The organism is Collimonas sp. (genome assembly GCF_035566375.1).
Classification (GTDB): domain Bacteria; phylum Pseudomonadota; class Gammaproteobacteria; order Burkholderiales; family Burkholderiaceae_D; genus Collimonas.
Map to the genome: position 1 here is coordinate 51,036 of NZ_DATMRK010000011.1, position 22,175 is coordinate 73,210.

General features: G+C 57.2%; 23 protein-coding genes. 2 read left to right on the plus strand and 21 right to left on the minus strand.

From position 1 onward, the window contains the following. The 15 genes from VNZ60_RS02495 to tyrS form a co-directional block, all read right to left on the minus strand. On the minus strand, positions 1 to 1,416 hold the full coding sequence (locus tag VNZ60_RS02495; RefSeq protein ID WP_325656841.1) for a UDP-N-acetylmuramoyl-tripeptide--D-alanyl-D-alanine ligase: 1,416 nt from the start codon (positions 1,414 to 1,416) through the stop codon (positions 1 to 3). Continuing rightward, positions 1,413 to 2,945 carry a UDP-N-acetylmuramoyl-L-alanyl-D-glutamate--2,6-diaminopimelate ligase gene (locus VNZ60_RS02500; protein WP_325656842.1) on the minus strand — a complete coding sequence of 511 codons (1,533 nt, stop codon included), beginning with the start codon at positions 2,943 to 2,945 and terminating at the stop codon, positions 1,413 to 1,415. The genes VNZ60_RS02495 and VNZ60_RS02500 overlap by 4 nt, the downstream gene beginning before the upstream one ends. Beyond that, complete coding sequence (locus VNZ60_RS02505) at positions 2,945 to 4,726, minus strand: peptidoglycan D,D-transpeptidase FtsI family protein (protein ID WP_325656843.1); 1,782 nt, start codon at positions 4,724 to 4,726, stop codon at positions 2,945 to 2,947. Before VNZ60_RS02505 ends, VNZ60_RS02500 begins: the two co-directional genes overlap by 1 nt. Beyond that, positions 4,723 to 4,995 (minus strand): cell division protein FtsL, encoded by a 273-nt coding sequence (gene ftsL, locus VNZ60_RS02510; protein WP_325656844.1) that lies wholly within the window; start codon positions 4,993 to 4,995, stop codon positions 4,723 to 4,725. The genes VNZ60_RS02505 and ftsL overlap by 4 nt, the downstream gene beginning before the upstream one ends. Beyond that, positions 4,992 to 5,984 carry a 16S rRNA (cytosine(1402)-N(4))-methyltransferase RsmH gene (gene rsmH / locus VNZ60_RS02515; protein ID WP_325656845.1) on the minus strand — a complete coding sequence of 331 codons (993 nt, stop codon included), beginning with the start codon at positions 5,982 to 5,984 and terminating at the stop codon, positions 4,992 to 4,994. The genes ftsL and rsmH overlap by 4 nt, the downstream gene beginning before the upstream one ends. 10 nt (positions 5,985 to 5,994) lie before the next feature. After that, entirely contained in the window at positions 5,995 to 6,423 is a 429-nt protein-coding gene (gene mraZ, locus VNZ60_RS02520) for a division/cell wall cluster transcriptional repressor MraZ (protein ID WP_325656846.1), read from the minus strand. Between the two features lie 482 nt (positions 6,424 to 6,905). Beyond that, entirely contained in the window at positions 6,906 to 7,448 is a 543-nt protein-coding gene (ruvC, locus tag VNZ60_RS02525; protein ID WP_325656847.1) for a crossover junction endodeoxyribonuclease RuvC, read from the minus strand. A gap of 61 nt (positions 7,449 to 7,509) precedes the next feature. After that, a complete protein-coding gene (gene purH, locus VNZ60_RS02530) occupies positions 7,510 to 9,075 on the minus strand; it encodes a bifunctional phosphoribosylaminoimidazolecarboxamide formyltransferase/IMP cyclohydrolase (RefSeq protein ID WP_325656848.1) in 1,566 nt (521 codons plus the stop codon). 238 nt (positions 9,076 to 9,313) lie between these two features. Next, positions 9,314 to 9,547 carry a Fis family transcriptional regulator gene (locus tag VNZ60_RS02535; RefSeq protein ID WP_014007929.1) on the minus strand — a complete coding sequence of 78 codons (234 nt, stop codon included), beginning with the start codon at positions 9,545 to 9,547 and terminating at the stop codon, positions 9,314 to 9,316. 103 nt (positions 9,548 to 9,650) lie between these two features. Then, positions 9,651 to 10,667 carry a tRNA dihydrouridine synthase DusB gene (gene dusB / locus VNZ60_RS02540; protein ID WP_325656849.1) on the minus strand — a complete coding sequence of 339 codons (1,017 nt, stop codon included), beginning with the start codon at positions 10,665 to 10,667 and terminating at the stop codon, positions 9,651 to 9,653. A gap of 84 nt (positions 10,668 to 10,751) precedes the next feature. Next, positions 10,752 to 11,870, minus strand: a complete 1,119-nt coding sequence (locus VNZ60_RS02545) for a GGDEF domain-containing protein (protein WP_325656850.1) — start codon at positions 11,868 to 11,870, stop codon at positions 10,752 to 10,754. 219 nt (positions 11,871 to 12,089) lie between these two features. Next, positions 12,090 to 12,749: a histidine phosphatase family protein gene (locus VNZ60_RS02550; protein ID WP_325656851.1), complete on the minus strand. Its 660-nt coding sequence runs from the start codon at positions 12,747 to 12,749 to the stop codon at positions 12,090 to 12,092. 22 nt (positions 12,750 to 12,771) lie between these two features. Beyond that, the gene (locus VNZ60_RS02555) at positions 12,772 to 13,407 is read right to left on the minus strand and encodes a YbhB/YbcL family Raf kinase inhibitor-like protein (protein ID WP_325656852.1); all 636 of its coding nucleotides are present in this window, start codon (positions 13,405 to 13,407) and stop codon (positions 12,772 to 12,774) included. Positions 13,408 to 13,466: 59 nt separating this feature from the next. Next, positions 13,467 to 13,940 (minus strand): D-aminoacyl-tRNA deacylase, encoded by a 474-nt coding sequence (gene dtd, locus VNZ60_RS02560; RefSeq protein WP_325656853.1) that lies wholly within the window; start codon positions 13,938 to 13,940, stop codon positions 13,467 to 13,469. After that, the gene (tyrS, locus tag VNZ60_RS02565; protein WP_325656854.1) at positions 13,937 to 15,223 is read right to left on the minus strand and encodes a tyrosine--tRNA ligase; all 1,287 of its coding nucleotides are present in this window, start codon (positions 15,221 to 15,223) and stop codon (positions 13,937 to 13,939) included. Before tyrS ends, dtd begins: the two co-directional genes overlap by 4 nt. 213 nt (positions 15,224 to 15,436) lie before the next feature. Here tyrS and VNZ60_RS02570 point away from each other — a divergent pair, with 213 nt between their 5' ends. Then, positions 15,437 to 16,852, plus strand: coding sequence for a M23 family metallopeptidase (locus VNZ60_RS02570; RefSeq protein WP_325656855.1), 1,416 nt, complete (start codon positions 15,437 to 15,439; stop codon positions 16,850 to 16,852). A 95-nt stretch (positions 16,853 to 16,947) separates the two neighbouring features. Next, positions 16,948 to 18,111, plus strand: a complete 1,164-nt coding sequence (locus tag VNZ60_RS02575) for an anhydro-N-acetylmuramic acid kinase (protein ID WP_325656856.1) — start codon at positions 16,948 to 16,950, stop codon at positions 18,109 to 18,111. 134 nt (positions 18,112 to 18,245) lie between these two features. Here VNZ60_RS02575 and erpA read toward each other — a convergent pair whose 3' ends face one another. The 6 genes from erpA to rplM form a co-directional block, all read right to left on the minus strand. Next, the gene (gene erpA / locus VNZ60_RS02580; protein WP_325656857.1) at positions 18,246 to 18,608 is read right to left on the minus strand and encodes an iron-sulfur cluster insertion protein ErpA; all 363 of its coding nucleotides are present in this window, start codon (positions 18,606 to 18,608) and stop codon (positions 18,246 to 18,248) included. Between the two features lie 106 nt (positions 18,609 to 18,714). Beyond that, complete coding sequence (locus VNZ60_RS02585; RefSeq protein ID WP_325656858.1) at positions 18,715 to 19,110, minus strand: bactofilin family protein; 396 nt, start codon at positions 19,108 to 19,110, stop codon at positions 18,715 to 18,717. Positions 19,111 to 19,122: 12 nt separating this feature from the next. Then, positions 19,123 to 19,857 (minus strand): DUF6776 family protein, encoded by a 735-nt coding sequence (locus VNZ60_RS02590; RefSeq protein ID WP_325656859.1) that lies wholly within the window; start codon positions 19,855 to 19,857, stop codon positions 19,123 to 19,125. Positions 19,858 to 19,912: 55 nt separating this feature from the next. Then, positions 19,913 to 20,950 carry an N-acetyl-gamma-glutamyl-phosphate reductase gene (gene argC / locus VNZ60_RS02595; RefSeq protein ID WP_325656860.1) on the minus strand — a complete coding sequence of 346 codons (1,038 nt, stop codon included), beginning with the start codon at positions 20,948 to 20,950 and terminating at the stop codon, positions 19,913 to 19,915. Between the two features lie 340 nt (positions 20,951 to 21,290). After that, on the minus strand, positions 21,291 to 21,683 hold the full coding sequence (gene rpsI, locus VNZ60_RS02600; protein ID WP_038493344.1) for a 30S ribosomal protein S9: 393 nt from the start codon (positions 21,681 to 21,683) through the stop codon (positions 21,291 to 21,293). A 9-nt stretch (positions 21,684 to 21,692) separates the two neighbouring features. Then, the gene (rplM, locus tag VNZ60_RS02605) at positions 21,693 to 22,121 is read right to left on the minus strand and encodes a 50S ribosomal protein L13 (RefSeq protein ID WP_014007943.1); all 429 of its coding nucleotides are present in this window, start codon (positions 22,119 to 22,121) and stop codon (positions 21,693 to 21,695) included. Between the last annotated feature and the right edge of the window lie 54 nt (positions 22,122 to 22,175).

Genomic DNA, 22,175 nt, shown 5'->3' on the forward strand with positions numbered 1-22,175 from the left:
TTAGTGAGTCCCCTCAGATGTTGTACCGGCCAGATGCTGAACCGCACGCTCCATTTTCATGAAGCGCGACCCTTTGATCAGCACCGTGGTGTCCGGTGTCATGGTGACGTCGAGCGCGGCTAGCAACGCTGCGATGTCGTTAAAGTGTTGTGCTTGCGGGCCGAAGGCGGCGCTGGCGGCGGCCGCCAGCTGGCCCAGGGTGAATAAGCGGGTGACGCCTTTTTGTAGTGCGTAAGCGCCTATCTCCTGATGGAATTCGCGCCCTTCATTGCCGACTTCGCCCATATCGCCCAGTACCAGCAAACGTGGCGCGTCGGCCGGTGCTTGCGCCAGCACATCAATGGCGGCACGCACCGAATCCGGATTAGCGTTGTAGGTATCGTCGATCACCAGTGCGCCAACGCAGCCAGCAGCTTGCGCCAGCTTGCGTTGCAAACGGCCGCTGACCGGCGCAAACGATTCCAGGCCATGCTTGATAGCAGCTATGTCGATGCCGATGGCCAGGCTGCAAGCGATGGCCGCGAGCGCGTTGCGCACATTGTGTTCGCCGGCGGCAGATAGGTGCACTGCAAATTTTTGCGGGCCCGCTGCACTGGCAACAGTAACCGTCAAATCGCTGCCGAAACCATTCGCCGCATTGCTGTAACTGGCGCTGACATCGGCGTCAGGCGTCAGGCCGAAGCTGATGCTACCCGCCTTGCCGGCGGCATAACTGCGCCACAGGCCGGTATAAGGATCATCTGCCGGGAACACGGCGATGCCGTTCGCCCGCAAGCCGCGTATCACGTTGCCGTTTTCTTCGGCTACCGCGGCGACGCTGGCCATGAATTCCTGATGCTCGCGCTGCGCATTGTTGACCAACGCCACAGTGGGTTCGGCCAGCGCTGTCAGCAGCGCGATTTCGCCGGGATGGTTCATGCCCAGCTCAATCACGGCAGCCTGATGCGCAGCCTCAAGCCGCAACAAGGTCAGCGGCACGCCAATCTCGTTATTGAAATTGCCGCGCGTCGCCAGCGATTTATCCACGCCAAAAGCCGCGACCAGGATCGCGGCAATCATTTCTTTTACGGTAGTCTTGCCGTTACTGCCGGTGACGGCAATCAAAGGCAGCGTAAATTGTTGCCGCCAGCGTTGCGCGATCGTACCTAGTGCGGCCCTGGTATCGCTCACCACCAATGCCGGCACCGTCAGTGCGGCTGGCGCCCGTTCCACCACCACAGCGGCTACGCCTTGCGCCAGCACCTGATCCAGGAAATCGTGGGCGTCGAAACGCTCGCCGCGCAATGCGACAAACAACGAGCCTGGTGTTACCGCGCGGCTATCCGTGTACAAGCCATTGACCACGACCTGAGCGCTGCCAACGTCAGCCGAAGGCAATCCTAGCCACGCCTGCAATTGCTGCAATGAGACGTTCATATGTTGCCGCCTTTCATCGTGGCCCGTGCAGCGAGCGCCAGCGCGGTATGGTCGGCATCTAAAAACGGCAATTTCTTTCCTTTTATTTCTTGATAAGTTTCATGACCTTTACCTGCCAGCAAGACCACGTCGGCCTTGCCTGCATGGCGCACTGCCCACAGAATCGCCGCAGCACGATCTTCCAGCGCCTGCGCAGCCTGCGGCGCTTTCATCCCGGCCAGAATCTGGGCGATGATGGCGCCCGGTTCCTCGCTGCGAGGATTGTCGCTGGTGACGATGACATGATCGGCGAGTTCCGCCACGGCGCCCATCTGCGGCCGTTTGCCAGGATCGCGATCGCCGCCGCAACCGAATACACACCACAATCCGCCGTGCCGTTGCTGCGCGACTTGCCGCAGGGTATTCAAGGTTTTTTCCAGCGCATCAGGGGTGTGTGCATAATCGATCACTATCAGCGGCGCATCGTGGCCGCCGAACTGCTGCATTCGACCCGGCACGGCAACCAACAGTTCAATCGCATGCAGCGCAGCAACCCAGGCAACCCCTTTGGCCAGCAACACGCCCAGAATGCCCAGTGCATTACTGACATTGAATTGCCCCACCAGATGCGTTTTGACCTGAGCCGAACCGAAAGGCGAATCCACATGAAATGCGGTGCCGCCAGCGTTGGTGCGGATCGCCGAGGCGCGCAGCACTGCGACACCCGGCGGCGCTGCAAGCGCCTCGCAGGTATAGCCGATCAGCGGAATGGCGGCTGACTTCTGCTGCAAATGTTTTACCAGGCGCAAGCCCATGGCGTCGTCGAGATTGATTACCGCTTGCTGCAATCCGGGCCAGTCGAACAATATGCGCTTGGCGGCTTCATAGTGCTGTTCGTCGCCGTGGTAATCCAGATGATCGCGCGTGAAATTGGTGAACAAGGCGATGTCGACATGCGTGCCGTTCATGCGCCCTTGCTCCAGGCCGATCGAGGAAGCTTCGATGGCCAAGGCGCTTACCCCTTGCTGGCGCATGCTGCTCAACGCCTGTTGCAACAACAGCGCATCAGGCGTGGTGTTGCCGGTTTCTTCGAATGCACCGCGCTGGCCGTGGCTATATATTCCCGTGCCCAAGGTGCCGATGACGCCGGTGGTCTGGCCCAGATGCGATAGCGCATGGCCCAGCCACTGGGTGCAGGAAGTCTTGCCATTGGTGCCGGTAACGGCAACCACCAGCATGCCATGGTCGGCTTGACCGTAATAAGTATGGGCGATCTGGCCACTCAGTTGCTTGAGGCCGCTCACCGCGCGATGAGCGCCGCTCCAGGAGCCATCCCAGGTAAACCTGTGGCTCTCGTATAACACCGCGGATGCACCGTTTTCCAGCGCCTGCTCAATATAGGCGCGGCCATCCGCGGCATCGCCCGGATAGGCAAAAAACACATCGCCGGCCTTCACTTTGCGCGAGTCTGACACCAGCTCGGCGCCAGCCGGGGCAACGCCGCTGAGCCACTGCTGGATGTCTTGCATTTGCTGTACCGTAGGCTTCATCACAAGCTCTCCTGCGGACCGTCGGTCGGAATGATGATGTCGGTGACACTGGAATCCGGCGGTACATTCAGTGCCCGCAGGGCGTTCGCTGCAACTGTCGCGAACACCGGTGCGGCGACGTCGCCGCCAAAATGCGAACCGACCGACGGTTCATCGACCATGACTGCAATAATCAGGCGCGGATCGGAAGCTGGCGCAAAACCAACGAAATCGGCAATATATTTTTTAACATATTTACCGCCCTCAATCTTGTAAGCGGTGCCGGTTTTACCGCCCACACGATAACCCGGCACCTGCGCTTTAGGCGCAGTGCCACCCGGTGCGGTGACCCGCTCCAGCATGGCGCGCATGGTGAGCGCTGTCTTTTCGGAAACCACCCGCTGACCGGCCGGAGGTTCGGTGATTTTCTGGAATGTGAGCGGAATCAAGTCGCCGTTGCGCGCAAAAACCGTGTAAGCGTGCGCCATCTGGATCAGGGATACCGAGATGCCGTGACCATAGCTCATGGTGGCCTGCTCGATCGGCCGCCAGGATTTGAAAGGACGCACGCGGCCGGCAACCGCGCCGGGGAAGCCGAATTTCGGTTGCTGGCCAAGGCCGACGGTGGTGAACATTTCCCACATTTCTTCGGCCGGCATTTGCAGCGCTATCTTGGCGGTGCCGATATTCGACGATTTCTGGATAATCTGCGCCACACTCATGTTCAGCACCGGATGCGGATGGGAATCTCCCACAGTCGCGGTGCCTATGGTCATCTTGTCGGGAACCTGGAAAGTCGTGGTGGCCTGCACCCGGTTGGTGTCGAGCGCGAGCGCGACAGTAAACGGCTTCAACGTCGACCCGGGTTCGAAGGTATCGGTCATCACGCGATTGCGCAACTGGGCGCCGGTCAGCACCGAGCGGTCATTCGGGTTGTAGCTGGGCAGGTTGGCCAGGGCCAGCACCTCACCGGTTTTGGCGTCGATCACCACGATCCCGCCCGCCTTCGCCTTGGATTTTTCGACGGCTTCCTTGAGCTGGGTGAACGCAATGTATTGGATCTTGCTGTCGATCGACAGCACCAGGTCTTTGCCGTCATGCGGTTCCTTGACTGCCTCGATATCCTCGACGATACGCCCCAGCCGATCCTTGATCACGCGGCGGCTGCCGGTAGTGCCAGCCAGATTTTTTTGTTGTGACAGCTCCATGCCGTCCTGGCCGGCATCTTCCACATTGGTAAAACCAACCACATGCGCCGCCACTTCACCTTCCGGATAGAAGCGCTTGTACTCCTTGCGGGTTTCGATGCCATCGATGCCTAGCTTGACGATCTTGTCGGAAACATCTTGCTCGACCTGGCGCTTGAGGTAGACGAAATTGCGGTCGGAATCGAGTTTTTTGCTGAGTTCGGCATAGTTCATGTCGAGCAGTTTTGCCAATTCCTGCAACTTCTCTTTCGGCGCAGCCTGCACGTCTTCAGGAATCGCCCAGATCGCCTTGACCGGCACCGACGATGCCAGCACCTGGCCATTGCGGTCGGTAATCTTGCCGCGCGTGGCCGGCAACTCTAAGGTCCGCGCATAGCGCGACGCACCTTGCTTTTGCAGAAAATCGGTGGAAATCCCTTGCAGCCACAGCGCCCGCACGATCAGCGCCAGGAAGGCTGCGAACATGGCAAACAACACCACCCGCGAACGCCATACCGGCAATTTGACTTTGAGCATCGGGCTGGCCGAAAACGGCACGCCCTTGCCGGCGGCGATCCGTCCTGCGTGGGAGTTGCGCGGGGGATTGCGTGTCATTTTTCCCCCACTGTCAGATATTGGGTACGGGCGGCGGTCAGCGGCACCATATTCAGGTCACGCGTGGCGCTGGCTTCAATTCTTGCGTTCTTGCCCAGCGTCGACTGGTCGAGCTGCAATTGAGCCCACTCGATATCCAGCTGGCGCGCCTGACTGGCGGTCCGCTCCAGCTCGATGAACAGCTGGCGCGCCTGATATTGCGCATTGACCAGCGCCAATGCGCACAGCACCAAGGCCAGGGCCAACACAAAATTGAGACGCCCGCTCACGGCTGCGCTCCAGCAGATGCGGGGGTTCCATTGGCTCCAGCAGCGGCCAGGCGCTCGCCGACGCGCATGATGGCGGAGCGTGCACGCGGATTTTCCGCGACTTCAGCGTCGGATGGCTTGACTCGCGCCACCAGTTTCAATTGCGGTTGCGGCAGATCGACAGCACGGATCGGCAGGCGACGGTCAGGCTGCGGCAGCTTGGCTTTGGAAGCCATGAACTGCTTGACGATCCGATCTTCCAGCGAATGAAAGCTGATCACGACTAATCTCCCTTGCAGGGCCATCTGCCGAAATGCCTGATCCAGTACTATCTCGAGTTCTTCAAGCTCTTGATTGATGAAAATCCGTATAGCCTGAAAGGTACGAGTGGCCGGGTCTTTGCCTTTCTCACGGGTCTTGACGGCGTTTGCCACGATCTTGGCAAGCTGTCGTGTGCCAGTGATGGGCTCGATTGTCCGGCTAGCAACAATCGCCTTTGCAATCTGAACAGCAAACCGTTCTTCCCCATAATCACGTACCACCTTTCCGATTGTTTGTTCATCTGCAATTGCCAGCCATTCGGCTGCCGACATGCCGCGTGTCGTATCCATGCGCATGTCGAGCGGGCCGTCAGCACGAAAGCTGAAACCGCGGCTGGCGTCGTCCACCTGCGGCGACGAGATGCCCAGATCCAGCAGCACGCCGTCGACTTGTTGTATTCCTCTTTCCTGCAATGCCTGCGCCATCGTCGCAAAGCTGTCGTGCACGATCTCAAAGCGCGGATCGGCGATCATGCTCGCGGTGGCAATAGCTTGCGGGTCCTTGTCGAAGGCGATCAAACGACCGCGCGGCCCAAGGCTCTCTAAGATTTTTCGGCTATGGCCGCCGCGCCCGAAAGTACCGTCGACATAAATGCCATCCGCGCGCGCATCTACAATCGCCAACGCACTGACAGCCTCATCCAATAACACGGTGCGGTGCTGGAACTCGGGCACCACTGGTTCACTCATGGCTGGCCCGTCAGAACGAAAAATTACTTAACACTTCGGGCATGCCAGCCGCAACTGCTTGCGACTCGCTCTCAGCCAGCTTGGCTGCATCCCAAATCTCGAAATGGCTTCCCATGCCCAGCAACATGACGTCGCGCGTCAAGCCGACCGCCGCGCGCAACTCCGGCGCCACCAGAATCCGGCCGGCGGAATCGAGTTCGACATCGGAGGCGTTGCCAAGGAAAATCCGCTGCCAGGCGCGCGCCGACATGGGCCACGCCGCGATTTGTTCGCGGTGACTTTCCCAGACCGGGCGCGGAAATAACAGCAGGCAGCCGTGTGGATGTTTGGTGAGCGTTAGCCGCCCCTCGCACTGAACGGTGAGGGCGTCACGATGCTTGGACGGCACTGCCATCCGTCCTTTTGCATCGAGATTTAATGCTGACGCACCCTGAAACACCGCACACGCTCCTTTGTTTGATCCTGAAAATTTCTTTGCAAGCCAGCAAAAATGCCCCACAAAAAGACACTTTTCCACACTTCCACCCACTTTAGAGGATGCACTATTCTAGGTCAAGCCATTTAGCAGCAGGCAATTGCAAAATATTCGAGTAAAGTCAATGACTTAGCGCCGGTATCTAACAATCGACTGACGGCGCCATTACATTGAATTACTAAATAAATGAAGGACTTAGCAGCATATGTAAATGTCAGCTCTCAGATATACACATGTGTTTGTCACGATTTTGCTGAAACAAAGGTTCACGATTGAACGAACCTTCCGACACGCAAAATGAGACAAATCGCAGATAAAGCGGGGAGTAGGCGGCTTGATAGTGCGGAATGGGCGGCTGCGGATGACGGAATATAATTAATTCATACTGTAACGACTGAAAATAATAGCAAACAATGCTCTATGTGGGGGCGCAGCTGGATCAAGGATCAACCTACCAGCCGGCCACCGCGTACTCGCAAACCCTTCTTCGCCAAACCCGGCGCCAATGCGCTTAGGTGCGCCAGCGCCTCGCCGCTGTGAGCGTGACAGATCGCCACCGCCAGCGCATCGGCAGCATCCGTGCCCGGCAGCCCAGGCAACTGCAACAGCCGTTGCACCATATCCTGCACCTGCTGCTTTTGCGCCTTGCCATGCCCGGCGACCGCTTGCTTGATCTGCAAAGCGGTATATTCGGCCACCGGCAAATCCGCGCTAACCAAGGAACAAATAGCTGCGCCACGGGCTTGCCCGAGCAACAGCGTCGATTGCGGATTAACGTTGACGAAGACTTTTTCGATCGCCGAGCAATCCGGCGCATAGGTGCGGATGACTTCCGAAACGCTGGCCAGAATCACTTTCAGGCGTTGCGGCAAATCAGCGTCCGGGGTCTTGATGGTGCCCGAGGCGACATAGCTGAGCTTGTTGCCCTGCTTGTCGATGATGCCAAAACCGGTGGTCCGCAGACCGGGGTCGATACCGAGGATTTTCATATGACCAGACTATGACCGAAGCGCTTCGCCGCGTTGCAAGCACGAAGCGCTTGATCGCTACTTAATGGCGGAAGTGGCGCGTGCCCGTGAGCAGCATGACTACGCCATGCTCGTCGGCCGCATCGATCACTTCCTGATCGCGCATCGAACCGCCCGGCTGCACCACGCAAGTGGCGCCAGCGTCGACCACCACGTCCAGACCGTCACGGAACGGGAAAAATGCATCCGAAGCCACCGCTGAACCCACCAGCGACAAACCGGCGTTTTGCGCCTTGATCGAGGCGATGCGGGCAGAGTCGACCCGGCTCATCTGGCCGGCGCCGACGCCCAAGGTCATGCCATTGCCGCAAAACACTATAGCGTTCGACTTGACGAACTTGGCGACGCGCCAGGCAAACATCAAATCCTGCAATTGCTGCTGGGTCGGTTGCTTCTTGCTGACCACTTTCAGCTCGCTCAGGGCGACGTTGCGCGCATCCGGCGATTGCACCAGCAAACCGCCGCCGACGCGCTTGAAGTCGTACGGATTGACAGCATGGGCCAGTGGGATTTCCAGCAGGCGCACATTCTGCTTGGCCGCAAAAACCTGCTTGGCTTGTTCGGTGAAAGACGGCGCGATGATGACTTCGACGAATTGCTTGGCAACCGCTTCGGCGGCATTGCCGTCGAGCTCCTGGTTGAAGGCAATGATGCCGCCAAAGGCTGAAGTCGGATCGGTTTGCAGGGCCTTGCTATACGCTTCCAACGGATTGCTGCCGATGGCGACGCCGCAAGGATTGGCGTGCTTGATGATGACACACGCGGTTTCGTTGAAAGTCTTGACGCATTCCCAAGCGGCATCGGCGTCGGCAATATTGTTGTACGACAGTTCCTTGCCTTGCAACTGTTTGTAATTGGCCAGCGCGCCTTCGACATGGCGGGTATCGCGGTAAAACGCCGCCGATTGATGCGGATTTTCGCCGTAACGCATTTCCTGCACCTTTTCGAAATGCAGGTTCAGCGTTGCCGGGTAGGCGCTGCGGGTGGTGTGTTGCTTGTCTTCGCCCAGCGAAGTGAAATAATTGGTGATCGCGCCGTCGTATTGTGCGGTATGGGCAAACACCTTCTTCGCCAACGCGAATCTGGTGGCGTAGCCGACCTCGCCCTGATTCGCCTTCAGCTCAGCCAGCACGCCGGCGTAATCGCCAGGCTCGCAGAGCACAATCACATCTTTATGATTCTTGGCCGACGAACGCAGCATGGCCGGACCGCCGATGTCGATATTCTCGATAGCATCCTCCAGCGAGCACTGCTCCTTGGCAACGGTCTGCTGGAACGGGTAGAGATTGACCACCACCATGTCGATCAGCGGAATCTGGTGCTGCGCCAGAGCCGCAACATGCTCAGGGAAATCGCGGCGGGCCAGGATGCCGCCGTGTACTTTCGGATGCAGGGTCTTGACGCGGCCATCGAGCATTTCCGGGAAGCCGGTGTAATCCGCGACTTCGGTCACCTTGACGCCGTTATCCGCCAGCAGCTTGGCGGTGCCGCCCGTCGATAGAATATTTACGCCCAGCGCCGACAATTCTTTTGCGAAATCGAGTATCCCGGTTTTATCGGATACGGAAATGAGGGCTTGTTTAATCATGATGAAAACTCTGGAAGTGAATGACGGGAAGGAAAAGGGATAAGTACATCATGCATCATTGTGAGGGAACTGCCGCATCCCCTAATGAAAGCCGCAGCCTGCTGCCGGCTTTCTGACTCTGCTGCCTACTTGCTGCCTATTGGCTCGGCGCCGCTCGCATAATTCTTAAAACTGCGTTCTTGACACTACGTTTTTTAAACTGCGCCTTGAAACCGCTTCTAAATATTGCTTCTAAATTTTACAAAAGACCGTGCTGCTGCAATTTCTTGCGCAAGGTATTACGGTTAATGCCCAACATTTCAGCCGCATGCGACTGATTGCCTTCGGCGCGCGCGATCACGGCTTCCAATACCGGTTTTTCAACCGTGGAAATCACCATGTCATAGACGTTCGACGGCGGCTGCTCGCCCAGATCCTTGAAATATTTTTCCAGGCTTTGCTTCACCACGTCTTGGATACTCTCTTTGCTCATTCTTTTTTACTATTCTTTTTTTGGGACCTGCGCAATTCCGTCAGCGGCGTTACAGCACCCTATTGACGAAATCTTGCCAAATCCGGTTTCTTGTTAATCTGATTCAGGCCGCTAGCATCTGCTCGGCCACCCCGTATTGTAACCGCTCCCCAAACGCAAACTGCGATTCGAAGAAGCTATTTACCGCGGCCAGTTGCTGGCCGCAATCTTCCAGCAGGTTCATGCGTTGCCGAAATGCCTCGCCGCCAGGCAGGTCGCGCACATACCAGCCGATATGCTTGCGGGCGGTACGCACCCCCAAGTAAGCGCCATAAAAACCATAGTGGGCGCGCAGATGCTCATCCATCAGCTGTTGCACTTCCGTCACCAGCGGCGACGGCAAATATTCGCCGGTGCGCAAATAATGATCGATCTCGCGGAAAATCCACGGCCTGCCCTGCGCCGCGCGCCCCACCATGATGGCGTCGGCTTTAGTGAACTCCAGCACTTGCCGTGCTTTTTCCGGTGTCGTGATATCACCGTTGGCCACCACCGGAATCGTGACCGCCGCCTTGACCGCGGCGATGGTGTGGTATTCGGCGTCGCCGCGATAGGCGTCGGCCCGAGTGCGGCCATGCAAAGTCAGCATGGCGATGCCGCTGGCCTCTGCCAGCCGTGCAATATTCAAGGCATTTTTATTGAGGCGATCCCAGCCAGTGCGAAACTTCAGCGTGACCGGCACATCAACCGCGCTCACAACCGCCTCCAGAATCTTCGCCACCAATTGCTCATCTTGCAACAAAGCCGAACCGCACCAGCTGTTGCACACTTTCTTGACCGGGCATCCCATGTTGATATCGATGATCTGGGCGCCGTGATCGACATTGTATTTTGCGCATTCCGCCAGCATCAGCGGATCGGCGCCGGCGATCTGCACTGCCCGCGGCTCCATCTCGCCATCGTGATTGATACGCCGCGACGTCTTCTCGGTTTGCCACAGACGCGGATTCGAGGCCGCCATTTCCGATACCGCATAGCCCGCGCCCAGCTCTTTGCAAAGCTGGCGGAACGGTCTGTCCGTGACACCTGCCATAGGCGCCACAAAAACATTGTTACGAAGGAAATAAGGGCCAATATTCACGGCGGGGTCGCTAGCTCGGGACGAACACAAGGGAGAAAGGCGTCATTTTATCGCGATTGCAGTGGCAAGCGGCGTTTTGCACAATCAAAGTTCGTCGTCGGCCACCGTACTAGAGCTGCGCAGATGCTGGGTCGCGTAATGAATCAGCTCGTCCAGTCCGCGGCCGTCGGCGCCATAAGTGGCAACGCCTATCGACAGCGCAAGCCGGATCGACCAGTTTTCGATGTTCACCGGGTGATGCATGAAATGGCCGAGAAATGCTTCGGCCAGATTGTCGGCATCCACCGTGTCGGTACTGGGCAACACATACAGGAATTCGGTGGCGTTCCAGCGGCCGCCGCTGTCTGTCTTGCGCAGCTGGACGCCGGTATCCTTGGCGAACGCGGCCAGGATATTGTCGGCCACCGCCCAGCCATACAGATCGTTGATCTTGTGGAAATCATCCAGCTGGCAATACAAGATCGACAACGGCGCCGCCTCGTCAGCAGCGGCGGTGGCGGTGGCCGCTACCGCCTCTTCGTAAACATGCACGATGCGGCGCCTTGTCAGCAAGCCGGTCAGCGAATCAAGTTGCGCCTGCCGCGTCAGCAAATGCGACAAATTGGATTGCTTCCAGATCACTTCGCAAACATGGCCGAAAGCCTGGAATGAAGCAAACCCGGTTTCTGAAAAATAGTCCTGGCTATCCGCGTAAAACACCATCATGCCGTGCATGCGCGCTTTTTCCGAGCGCAGCGGGATGGCCAGTGCGGCCTTGACGGAACAACGCTCGGGATGCGACTGCCATGGCGCAAACAGCGCATGGAAATCGCTATCATGGCCAGCCTCCCAATCGGCAACCTGGGCGAACGGTGCGACGTAATCAAAACAATCCTTGGCCAGCTGCCAATGATCCGATTCGCTCAACGCCTTGCCGACAATCGCGGCCGGCTTGATGGTCGCTTCCGAGTCGTCCTGGCAGAACCCCACCCACACCAGCCGTATATGCGGGCTGGCAGGCAAAATCATCTGGCACAGGCGCTTAACGCTTTCGCGGCCGCTATACGCTTGCGGCAGGGTTTGCAACAGTTGATGCAGCACGCCAACCAGCGCCAGCTGTTCGTCATTCAGCGCTGGCGCAGCCTGCTTCCCCGCAGTCGCATCGAGCAACTGCTCGGAGTCAACGGCGCGCTGAGCCCAGGAGGGGAAGAGATTCAGTTTCATGCTGGCAGTCCCGCTGTTGTTTTAATTCTTATCAGCAAGATTAGCACAAGCCCCCTGCCTTTATCACAACTGTTTTTGCAGCAGCTTATACAGATTTATAGCGATTTTTTGGACTAGCCGCCGAGCACTAACATAAGCGTCGAGACGCGGGCTGCATGAATTGGGCAATGATCGCTTGTTAATCGTTTGTTAATCGCGTGTTGACCGTCTATTGACCGCTTATTGATCAATTTCGTCGAGTGACAAGGCGTCCAGATGCGCCACATCGGCCCAGCCATCCACTCGCAGCGGTTGCGGCCACTCAGGATTCCAGCTCAGACGATTGATGCTGGCATTGAAAATATCACAACTGCGCGGCTGATCCAGCGGCAGCTTATGCGCGAGACGATAAATACCATCGAGCACGCCGCCGTGTGTCACCACTGCAATCCGGCGCAAGTCGCCGGGCGCCAGTAGTGCAGACAAGGTGGTCACCACCCGTGCATAGAATTCGCGCATGGTTTCCGCCACATGCTGGCCGGGCGGATAACGGGCATCGACGTCGCGCCCCACCAATGCTGCGTACGCTTCCGGAAAACGTTCTGCTGCGTCTGGGTAGCGCAAGCCTTCCAGCGCACCGTAACAGCGTTCACGCAAGCCGCTTGCGAGACGCAAATTAACGCCGCGAGCCGAAGCCAATGGCGCAGCGGTTTGTTGCGCGCGCTGCAGATCACTGCAAAAAATGGCGTCCAGGGCAATCCCGTCCAGGCTGCGGGCTAGTGCCTGGGCCTGGCGCTGGCCGACCGGATTGAGCGGAATGTCCAGATGGCCTTGCAGACGGCGCTCCAGGTTCCAGTCTGTTTCGCCGTGGCGTATCAGTAAAATTTCGGTAGTTGACATGAGTTTTCTGCAGGGCCAGCGATTACAGATCCGGATTCAAGGTGTAGAGGCCGACGATGGATGCTTCGGCCAGAATGTGCCCGCGCATGGCCGCCAGTACTTGCGGCCCGGTGAATTTGCCGTCTACCGGCAAGCGCGCGATATCCAGTGCGTACACAGTAAAAAAATAACGGTGCACAACTTCGTCGTTCCATGGCGGGCACGGGCCGTCGTAACCGAAATAGTCGCCGCCCATCGCCGCATCGCCGGCGAACCAGCCGGTGTAGTCGTTCAAGCCATGACGGGCGCCAGCGATCGGGCTGCCGTAGATTTCCGGACCTGGCTTGCCGCGTGAGGTGACCCTGTCGCTAAACGTCCCGGCTTCAATCGAAGCGGCATGCGGCGGCAGGTCGACCAGCACCCAATGAAAAAAATCGACGCGCGGCAGATCGGCCGGCACGGTCTTGCCTTCCTGGTTGACGTCGTCAGCGCGCGACGGCACATCGGGATCGTGGCAAATCAACACCATCGATTTTGTACCGGCCGGCGGTTGGCCCCAACCTAGGTGCGGGTTGTGGTCGGCGGACAAGGTAATGCGGGTCTCGGGATGCACTACCGCGAAAGCGAATTCGCCGGGGATATATGCACCGTCGTTGAAGGAATGGCTCCAAAGTTCCACGGTAAGCTCCTGTCGGTAAAAGTGTCAGGCTACAGCAAAAAAACCGCTCATGCTTAGGCTTAGGTTTGCGCTTTGGCCACCGGCGGTTTTACCTGCAGCCAGAAGGTCACCGGACCGTCATTGGTCAAGGACACTTTCATGTCGGCGCCAAAACGGCCGGTTGCTACGGTTGCAACTGGTCCGTGCCGGCTAGCGGCCTGCGCGGCGAAATAGTCGAACAAACGGCGCCCTTCTTCCGGCGCCGCCGCCGGCGTGAACGAGGGCCGGGTTCCTGATTGCGTATCCGCCGCCAGGGTAAATTGCGGCACCAGCAACAGGCCGCCGCCGATGTCGCTCAGGCTGCGGTTCATCTTGCCGGCAGCGTCGGCGAACACGCGATAAGCCAGCAACTTGTTCAACAGCGCATCCGCTTCCTGTTCGCGATCGCCACGTTCGGCGCACAGCAATACCATCAGGCCGCCATCGATGGCGCCGACCGTGACGCCATCCACTACCACGCTGGCGTGGCTGACTCGCTGCAGCAGGCCGATCATGCGGTCAGGGTCACCCGGGCAAATTTGCGTTTGCCAACCTGTATCACGAAGGTAGCAGCATCGATTTTCAAGCCTTTATCGCTCACCACGGCGCCGTCAATCCGCACCCCGCCTTGTTCCACCATGCGCAACGCTTCAGAGGTGGATGGGCAGAGATTGGCTTGCTTGAGTAATTGGCCGATGCCCAGCGGTGCGCCGCTCAGGTTCACTTCAGGAATGTCGTCCGGGATGCCGCCCTTGGCGCGATTGTTAAAGTCGCTCAAGGCGTCTTCCGCCGCTTGCTGGTTATGGAAACGCGCCACGATTTCCTGCGCCAGCGCGACCTTGATGTCACGCGGATTCTGGCCGCCTTCGACTTGCGTCTTGTAAGCGGCGATCTGCGCCAGCGATTTGAACGACAACAACTCGTAATAACGCCACATCATGACATCGGAAATGCTCATCACCTTGGCAAACATGGTGTTGGCCGGCTCCGTGATGCCGATGTAATTGCCCTTGGATTTCGACATCTTCTCGACGCCGTCCAGTCCTTCCAGCAAGGGCATGGTCAGGATGCATTGCTGCTCCTGGCCGTAATCCTTTTGCAATTCACGGCCGACCAGCAGATTGAATTTCTGATCGGTGCCGCCCAATTCCAGATCGGATTCCAGCGCCACCGAATCGTAGCCCTGCATCAGCGGGTACAGCAATTCATGCACCGAGATCGGCGTGCCGACCTTGAAACGCTTGGTGAAATCTTCGCGCTCGAGAATCCGCGCCACCGTATATTTGGCCGACAACTGGATCATGCCGCGTGCGCCAAGCTTATCCGACCACTCCGAGTTGTAGCGGATTTCAGTGCGCTCCGGGTCCAGCACCAGGCTGGCTTGGGCAAAATAGGTCTTGGCGTTTTCCTCGATTTGTTCGCGGGTCAGCGGCGGCCGCGTCACATTGCGTCCGGATGGATCGCCGATCATCGAGGTGAAGTCGCCAATCAGAAAAATCACGTTGTGTCCGAGATCCTGCAGTTGCCGCATCTTGTTCAGCACCACCGTATGGCCGAGGTGCAAATCCGGCGCGGTTGGGTCCAGGCCCAGTTTGATGCGCAATGGCTTGCCGCTTTGCTCGGAACGTTGCAGCTTGCGCGCAAACTCGCTCTCGATCAGCAGTTCGTCGACACCGCGCTTGGTGATCGCCAGCGCCTCTTGGACCCGGTCCGACAGAATCAGTGGGGTGTTTTCAGCAGCAGAAGTAGTAGCGGCAACGGCAGCCTTCGGTGATGCGTTTTGAGAATCGTGAGCCATAAAAATCCAGCGAAAATAAAATCTAAAAGAGTTGCGCTTTCGCGCATATCACTGCGAAAACAAAGGGTTACAGAAATCGTCTGTTACATAAATCGGATTTATCTCGCTAGCGTCTAAGGTATAATCCGTGATCCCTTTTAATCCCGCCGCAAGTCGTTCAATCAAACAACAGCATAAAGAATCGGTAGCAAACGGCAAATTTTAACGTATTGCATGTCTCTCAAAGATAAAATCATCAACTTGCGCTCCAGTATCAAGCCGTTTTTCGCGCAGATACCAACGCGGGTCTATGCTTCTGTTGCCGATTCCACGCCTAAAACCCGTATTGTCTCCGCTTCAGCCGTATTGCTGACCCTGATTGCATTTGGCGCAGCCGGGGTTGCTCCGATGCCAACGGATCCCGACGAAATCTCGGTGAAGGCAATTTCCGCAGAGCTGGAGTTGCCTAGTCTCGGCGAGCAAATCGCAAAACTTGAAGCTCAGCAACAGCTGTATGTTGCTGAAGATAAAATGCGCGCCGGCGATACCTTGGCTACCTTGCTGACACGGCTTGGTGTGGACGACGACGAGGCCAGCAATTTCATCAAATCCGACAGCCGCGCACGCGCCGTGCTGCGGCTCAAGGCCGGTACCGTGGTGCAAGCGCAAACCAGCAATGACGGCGTGCTGCAGATGTTGCGCGCGACGATTATCGACGGCAGTGACGATACCCCCCGCAACCTGCTGATTCAGCGCGATGGCGATAAATTTACTGTTGCCGAAGAAACAGCCACGATCGAACGACGCATCGAAATGCATACCGGCGTGATTCGCTCCTCGCTGTTCGCCGCCACCGATGCTGCAGATATCCCGGATAGCGTGGCCTCGCAAATCGTCGGCATGTTTGGCACCAACATCAATTTTGCCTCCGATCTGAAACGCGGCGATCATTTTAATGTCGCTTATGAAACATTCTGGCAAAACGGCCAGTTCCTGCGCGCCGGACGCATCCTGGCCGGCGAGTTCGTCAATGGCGGCAAGCCGTTCCAGGCAGTGTGGTTTGACGACCCGGGCAGCGACGGCCAGGGCGGCTACTACGGTTTCGACGGCAAATCGCTGAAAAAAGCATTTTTGAAATCGCCGTTGACCTTTACCCGTATTTCTTCCGGCTTTTCGATGCGCGTGCATCCTATCCTGGGCAAATGGAAAAAGCACACCGGAGTCGACTTTGCCGCCGCCACGGGCACGCCTATCCATGCCACGGCTGACGGTGTGATCGACTTTGCCGGCGTCGAAAGCGGTTATGGCAATGTGGTCATCATCAAGCACGATAGTAAGTATTCAACGGTATATGCGCACATGAGCCGCTTTGCACCGACCTCGCGCAAGGGCGGCAAGGTCAGCCAGGGCGACGTCATCGGCTATGTCGGCATGACCGGCTGGGCTACCGGCCCGCATCTGCATTATGAATTCCGGGTGGCTAACGAACCGCGCGACCCGATGTCGGTGGTAGTGCCTACCGCCAGCCCGCTGGCCGGCGCCGAATTGCAGCGCTTCAAGACGGTTGCCGCCGATATCACCCATCGTTTTGCCTTGTTGAGCGGTAGCGAGGCAATTGCCGCGCCTGCGACCAAACTGGCGTCAAAATAGATGTGCAGCAGGCGTCGGTCCTGCTGAATCTTGAATAAACATAGAACCGTTGTCAGGTCGCTAGTAAAATCAGCTGATCTCACAACGGTTTTATTATGCCCACTTCAACTATCCACAGCGGTTTGTTCATCGGCTTGATGTCCGGCACCAGTCTGGACGGCGTCGACGGTGTTATCGCGGCATTTCCCAGCGCTCCGGCGCAACATCCGGTGGCGACCCTGGCGTCGGCTTACATGCCCTTTTCAGCCTCGCTGCGGGCCGAGCTGATGGCGCTGCAAACTGCCGGTCAGAATGAGATCGAGCGTGAAGCGCTGATCGCCAATATCTTGAGTTCGCACTATGCGGCCTGCGTCGAACGCTTGCTGGCGGACGCCGGTTTGCGGCCGGACCAGATCCGCGCTATCGGCGTCCACGGCCAAACCATCCGCCATCGTCCCGAGCTTGGTTTCACACGCCAGGCCAACAACCCGGCGCTGTTGGCCGAATTGACAGGGATCGACGTGATCGCCGATTTTCGCAGCCGCGACATTGCCGCCGGCGGCCAGGGTGCGCCATTGGTGCCGGCGTTTCATCAAGCGGTGTTCGCGAATTCAGCGCAAACCCGGGTGGTGGTGAATATCGGCGGTATCGCCAACATCAGCGTGTTGCATAGCCATGCGACGCCCGGGCAGAGCCGCCGCGACGTCGTCGGTTTCGATACCGGGCCTGGCAATGTATTGATGGATCTGTGGATCAAGCGTCATCATGGCAAGGATTACGATGAAAACGGCATGTGGGCGGCCAGCGGCCAGCCTGCGCCAGCCTTGCTCGACGCCATGCGCGAGGAAGAGTATTTTGCCGCCGCGCCGCCCAAAAGTACCGGACGCGACCTGTTTCACGAAGCCTGGCTGGCACACCACCTGAGCCGACTGCCGCAGCAGCTCACCCCTAGCGATGTACAGGCCACCCTGGCGGTATTGACCGCCACTACGATCGCGGACGCCATCGCACTGCATGCACCGGCGGCGCAAACCGTGTACGTCTGCGGCGGCGGCGCCTATAACCCATATCTGATGCAGCAGCTGGCGCACGCGCTGCAACAACGGCATTTGACGGCAGCGGTGCAATCCACCGAGGCGCTCGGGATTGCCCCCAACCACGTCGAGGCGGTCGCTTTCGCCTGGCTGGCGCTGCGCTTCGACCAGCGCTTACCGGGTAACCTGCCGCTGGTGACAGGGGCGCGAGATTTGCGGATTCTGGGGGCGCTGTATCCAGCTTAGTCCTGCTTAGCCCGCCCGGCGTGTGCCAGTGGAAACCGAAGCAGCAAGCCGCAATGAAAAAAGGACGCCGGGGATTTCTCCCCGGCGTCCTTTTTTAAAGAAGCGCGTGTCAGTTCAGTATCAGTTAAGTCTAATCAGGCAGAGAAAGAAGAACCGCAGCCGCAGGTAGTTGTCGCATTCGGATTCTTGATCACGAATTGCGCACCTTCCAGGTCGTCCTTGTAGTCGATTTCAGCGCCCACCAGATATTGATAACTCATCGAATCGATCAACAATTGCACACCATTCTTGCTCATGGTGGTGTCATCTTCATTGGTGATTTCGTCAAAGGTGAATCCGTACTGGAAACCGGAGCAACCACCGCCCTGCACGAAAACGCGCAATTTGAGGTCTGGATTGCCTTCTTCTTCGATCAGCTGCGCAACCTTGGCGGCGGCGCTATCGGTAAACACGATCGGAGATGCGACTACATCTTGAATTTCAGCGACAGCATTCATTTTTGGCTCCTGCGGGGTACATACAATACTGCATTATAGGCGCTTGCCCGAATTCATGCAGGCGGCGCCTGAAACGGTGGCGGCGGGTTTTGAAAACTCTGAAGATTCAGGCCGATTGCGACATGGCAAGTTTCAATACCGGCTCTGCCGCGTTCAGTTCATGGGTCAGCTTGCCGCTTACCAAAGCACCGCTATGCATTTCCAGCGCTTTGTAATTGACATCACCGGTTATGCGGGCTTTCGGCTGCAATTCAAGCAGTTCCGCGGAATAAACATTGCCACGGATTTCGCCGTTGACCACCAGATGGGCAACCCGCACATCGCCCTCCACCTTGGCGCTCTCGGAAATCACCAAAACGCTGGTTTCACCAGCCTCGGCCAGCACATTGCCTTTCACGTTGCCATCGATGCGGAGACCGCCCTTGAAATGAACATCGCCCTGGATAGTAGTCGATGAACCAATCAAGCTATCGATAGTGCTCTTTGCTTTGCGGTTGAACATGATGTTTCCTTTTTACAAATTAGAGGTTTGCTGCGCACGCATCTGGCCTTTTTCCATGACTTTGGCTTGAATCGCCTTGACCACGGCACCTTCCGGCAAAGTCAGTTGAGCCTCGACCCGCTGGTAGTACTTGAAATCAAGCTGGGAAGCGGCCTTGTCTGCGGCCGTTGCGTTGGCGCCGGGGAAAGTCAGCACAACGCTTTTTCCAGCTATCGTGGCACTCACCAACAGTTGTACATCCCCAACAAAATTAGGCCCTTTACCACCCTGCATGATCAGCATCCGATAGCGCAATTGCGTCGGCGTCAGCAGTTCGGCGGTTAGGCGCTGAATGGTAATACCTTGCTTACCTGTCGCATTCGGCAGCAGACCTTCAAAAAAAGCCAGATCCTCTTTCAGCTTGGCATTTTGGGTTTCCAGTACCTTGATCTGCTGACCCAGCTGTTCTTGCGCCGCCTTCTCGATATTAAGCCGGCTTTCGGCGGCATTGACGGTGCTCGAGAAACGATCCCGTTCAGCCGTCAACGCACTTACTTTCTCATTCAGATCGGCCAGCTGCTGCTTGCTGACTGCAGGGCTATGACCGGTGAAATCACGTCCCAAGTCATATATCCACAGCGCGATCGCGCCGCCAAGTCCCAAAACCAGTACCAGGAAAAGCGCCTTCAATGGCCAGGGGAAATGGCTTTTCACCGTCATTTTCGGCGCCGAAATCGACATGCGCCGGACCCACAACTTATACTTCATCGCGGCCGGCTCCGTCGCTCAATAACATCTGCACACGACACAGCGACCAACCACATCATGGCATTACCGGCACATGCAGCAAACCGGTGGTTTCTTCCAGACCGAACATCAGGTTCATACATTGCACTGCCTGACCGGCCGATCCTTTTACCAGATTGTCTTGCACCACCAGCACCACCAAAGTATCGCCGTTGTCAGGACGATGCAAAGCGATCCGCAACATATTCGAACCGCGAGTGGAGCGGGTTTCCGGATGCGAGCCAAACGGCATGACGTCGACAAACGGCTCATTCTTGTAAGCATCTTCAAACAGCGCCTGCAGCGCCGCATTGTCGATATCTTTAGTCAGACGGGCGTAAATGGTCGAATGCATGCCACGTATCATCGGTACCAGATGCGGCGTAAACAGCAGGCCGACCTTTTTGTCGGTCAATTTACTGAGTTGCTCTACCGTTTCCGGTGAATGCCGGTGGCCGGACACGCCGTAGGCCTTGAAATTGTCGCTGGCTTCCGAGAACAGCATGCCGATTTCGGTCTTGCGGCCGCCACCGGATACACCTGATTTGCAATCGGCGATCAGGTGCGAAGCATCCACCACGTCGGCCTTCAGCAACGGCGCCAGGCCAAGTTGCATGGTGGTTGGATAACAACCTGGATTGCCGACGATGCGCGCATTCTTGATGGCAGCACGATTCAGCTCCGGCAAACCATACACGGCTTCCTTCAGCAGCTCAGGGCAACTGTGCGGCAGCTTGTACCATTTCTCGAACACCGCGGTGTCCTGCAAACGAAAATCAGCAGCCAGATCGATCAGCTTGACGCCGGCTTCCAGCAGCTCTGGCGCTTGTGCCATGGCGACGCCGTGCGGGGTGGCGAAGAACACCACGTCACACTCAGTCAGGCGGGCGTTCTCAGGCGAGGAAAATGCCAGCGCGACGCGGCCGCGCAAAGAGGGGTACATGTCGGCAATCGGCATGCCGTCTTCCTTGCGCGAAGTCACCGCTTGCAATTGTGCATGCGGATGGGTTGCCAGCAAACGCAGCAACTCGACTCCGGTATAACCCGTACCACCCACAATCCCGACTTTGATCATTTTCTTTCCTTGCATGGAGCCGTACATAATCTTCACTTCGGGTTTTCAATCCGGTTTTCAATTCGGCTTTTCAAACCTGATATGAAAATTGCACGATGTTGGTACCCGATATTTTTGGGTAAATTGCCGCCAAGAGCGGGCTATTTTATCAGCCAATGAATCGTTAGGGCTGCTTAACATTCAAATCGAAAATAGCTTGCAACCGCAGGCGCCATAGCGCTTTGCCAATGTTACGTTTTCATAAAGAGACGCAAAAGAGGAGCAACTAAGGAGCCGCAACAAATGACAAAAAGCCGCCAGGCGCGAACCTGGCGGCTTTTCGATATTCTGAAAGCGTAGATTAGCGCTTGGAGAATTGTTTTGCGCGACGTGCCTTGCGCAAACCGACCTTCTTACGTTCAACTTCACGTGCATCACGTGTAACGAAGCCGGCTTTCGACAGCTCCGATTTCAAAGTTGCATCGTAGTCGATCAGAGCACGAGTGATGCCGTGACGAACTGCGCCAGCCTGGCCGGACTCGCCGCCGCCGCTGACATTGACCTTGATGTCGAAAGTTTCGACATGGTTAGTCAGTTCCAGTGGTTGACGAATCACCATCAGGCCGGTTTCGCGCGAAAAATATTCATTCGCTGGCTTGCCGTTGACGATGATTTGGCCGGAGCCGGACTTGATGAAGACGCGAGCCACTGCACTCTTGCGACGGCCGGTTCCGTAATTGTAGTTACCGATCATGTCTATTCCTTAGAGTTCGAGTGCTTTAGGTTGCTGCGCAGTGTGCGGATGGCTGCCATCTGCGTACACTTTGAGCTTCTTGATCATGGCGTAGCCAAGCGGACCCTTAGGCAGCATGCCCTTGACCGCTTTTTCCAGCGCACGACCTGGAAAACGCTGTTGCATTTTCTGGAAATTTGTTTCGTAGATGCCGCCTGGGTAACCGGAGTGACGGAAATATGTCTTGTCGGTTGCCTTGGCGCCAGTGACGCGCAGTTTGCCTGCATTGATGACGACGATGAAATCGCCGGTATCAACGTGTGGAGTAAATTCCGGTTTGTGTTTGCCGCGCAGTCGGAGTGCCACTTCGCTGGCAACACGTCCGAGGACTTTGTCCGTCGCGTCAATCACGAACCAATCACGCTGGACTTCATGGCCCTTAGCGGAAAAAGTTTTCATGTTGACTTCCTAACTAGTTTAATTCGCTCAAATGGTGGTTCCATCGCTACCGGA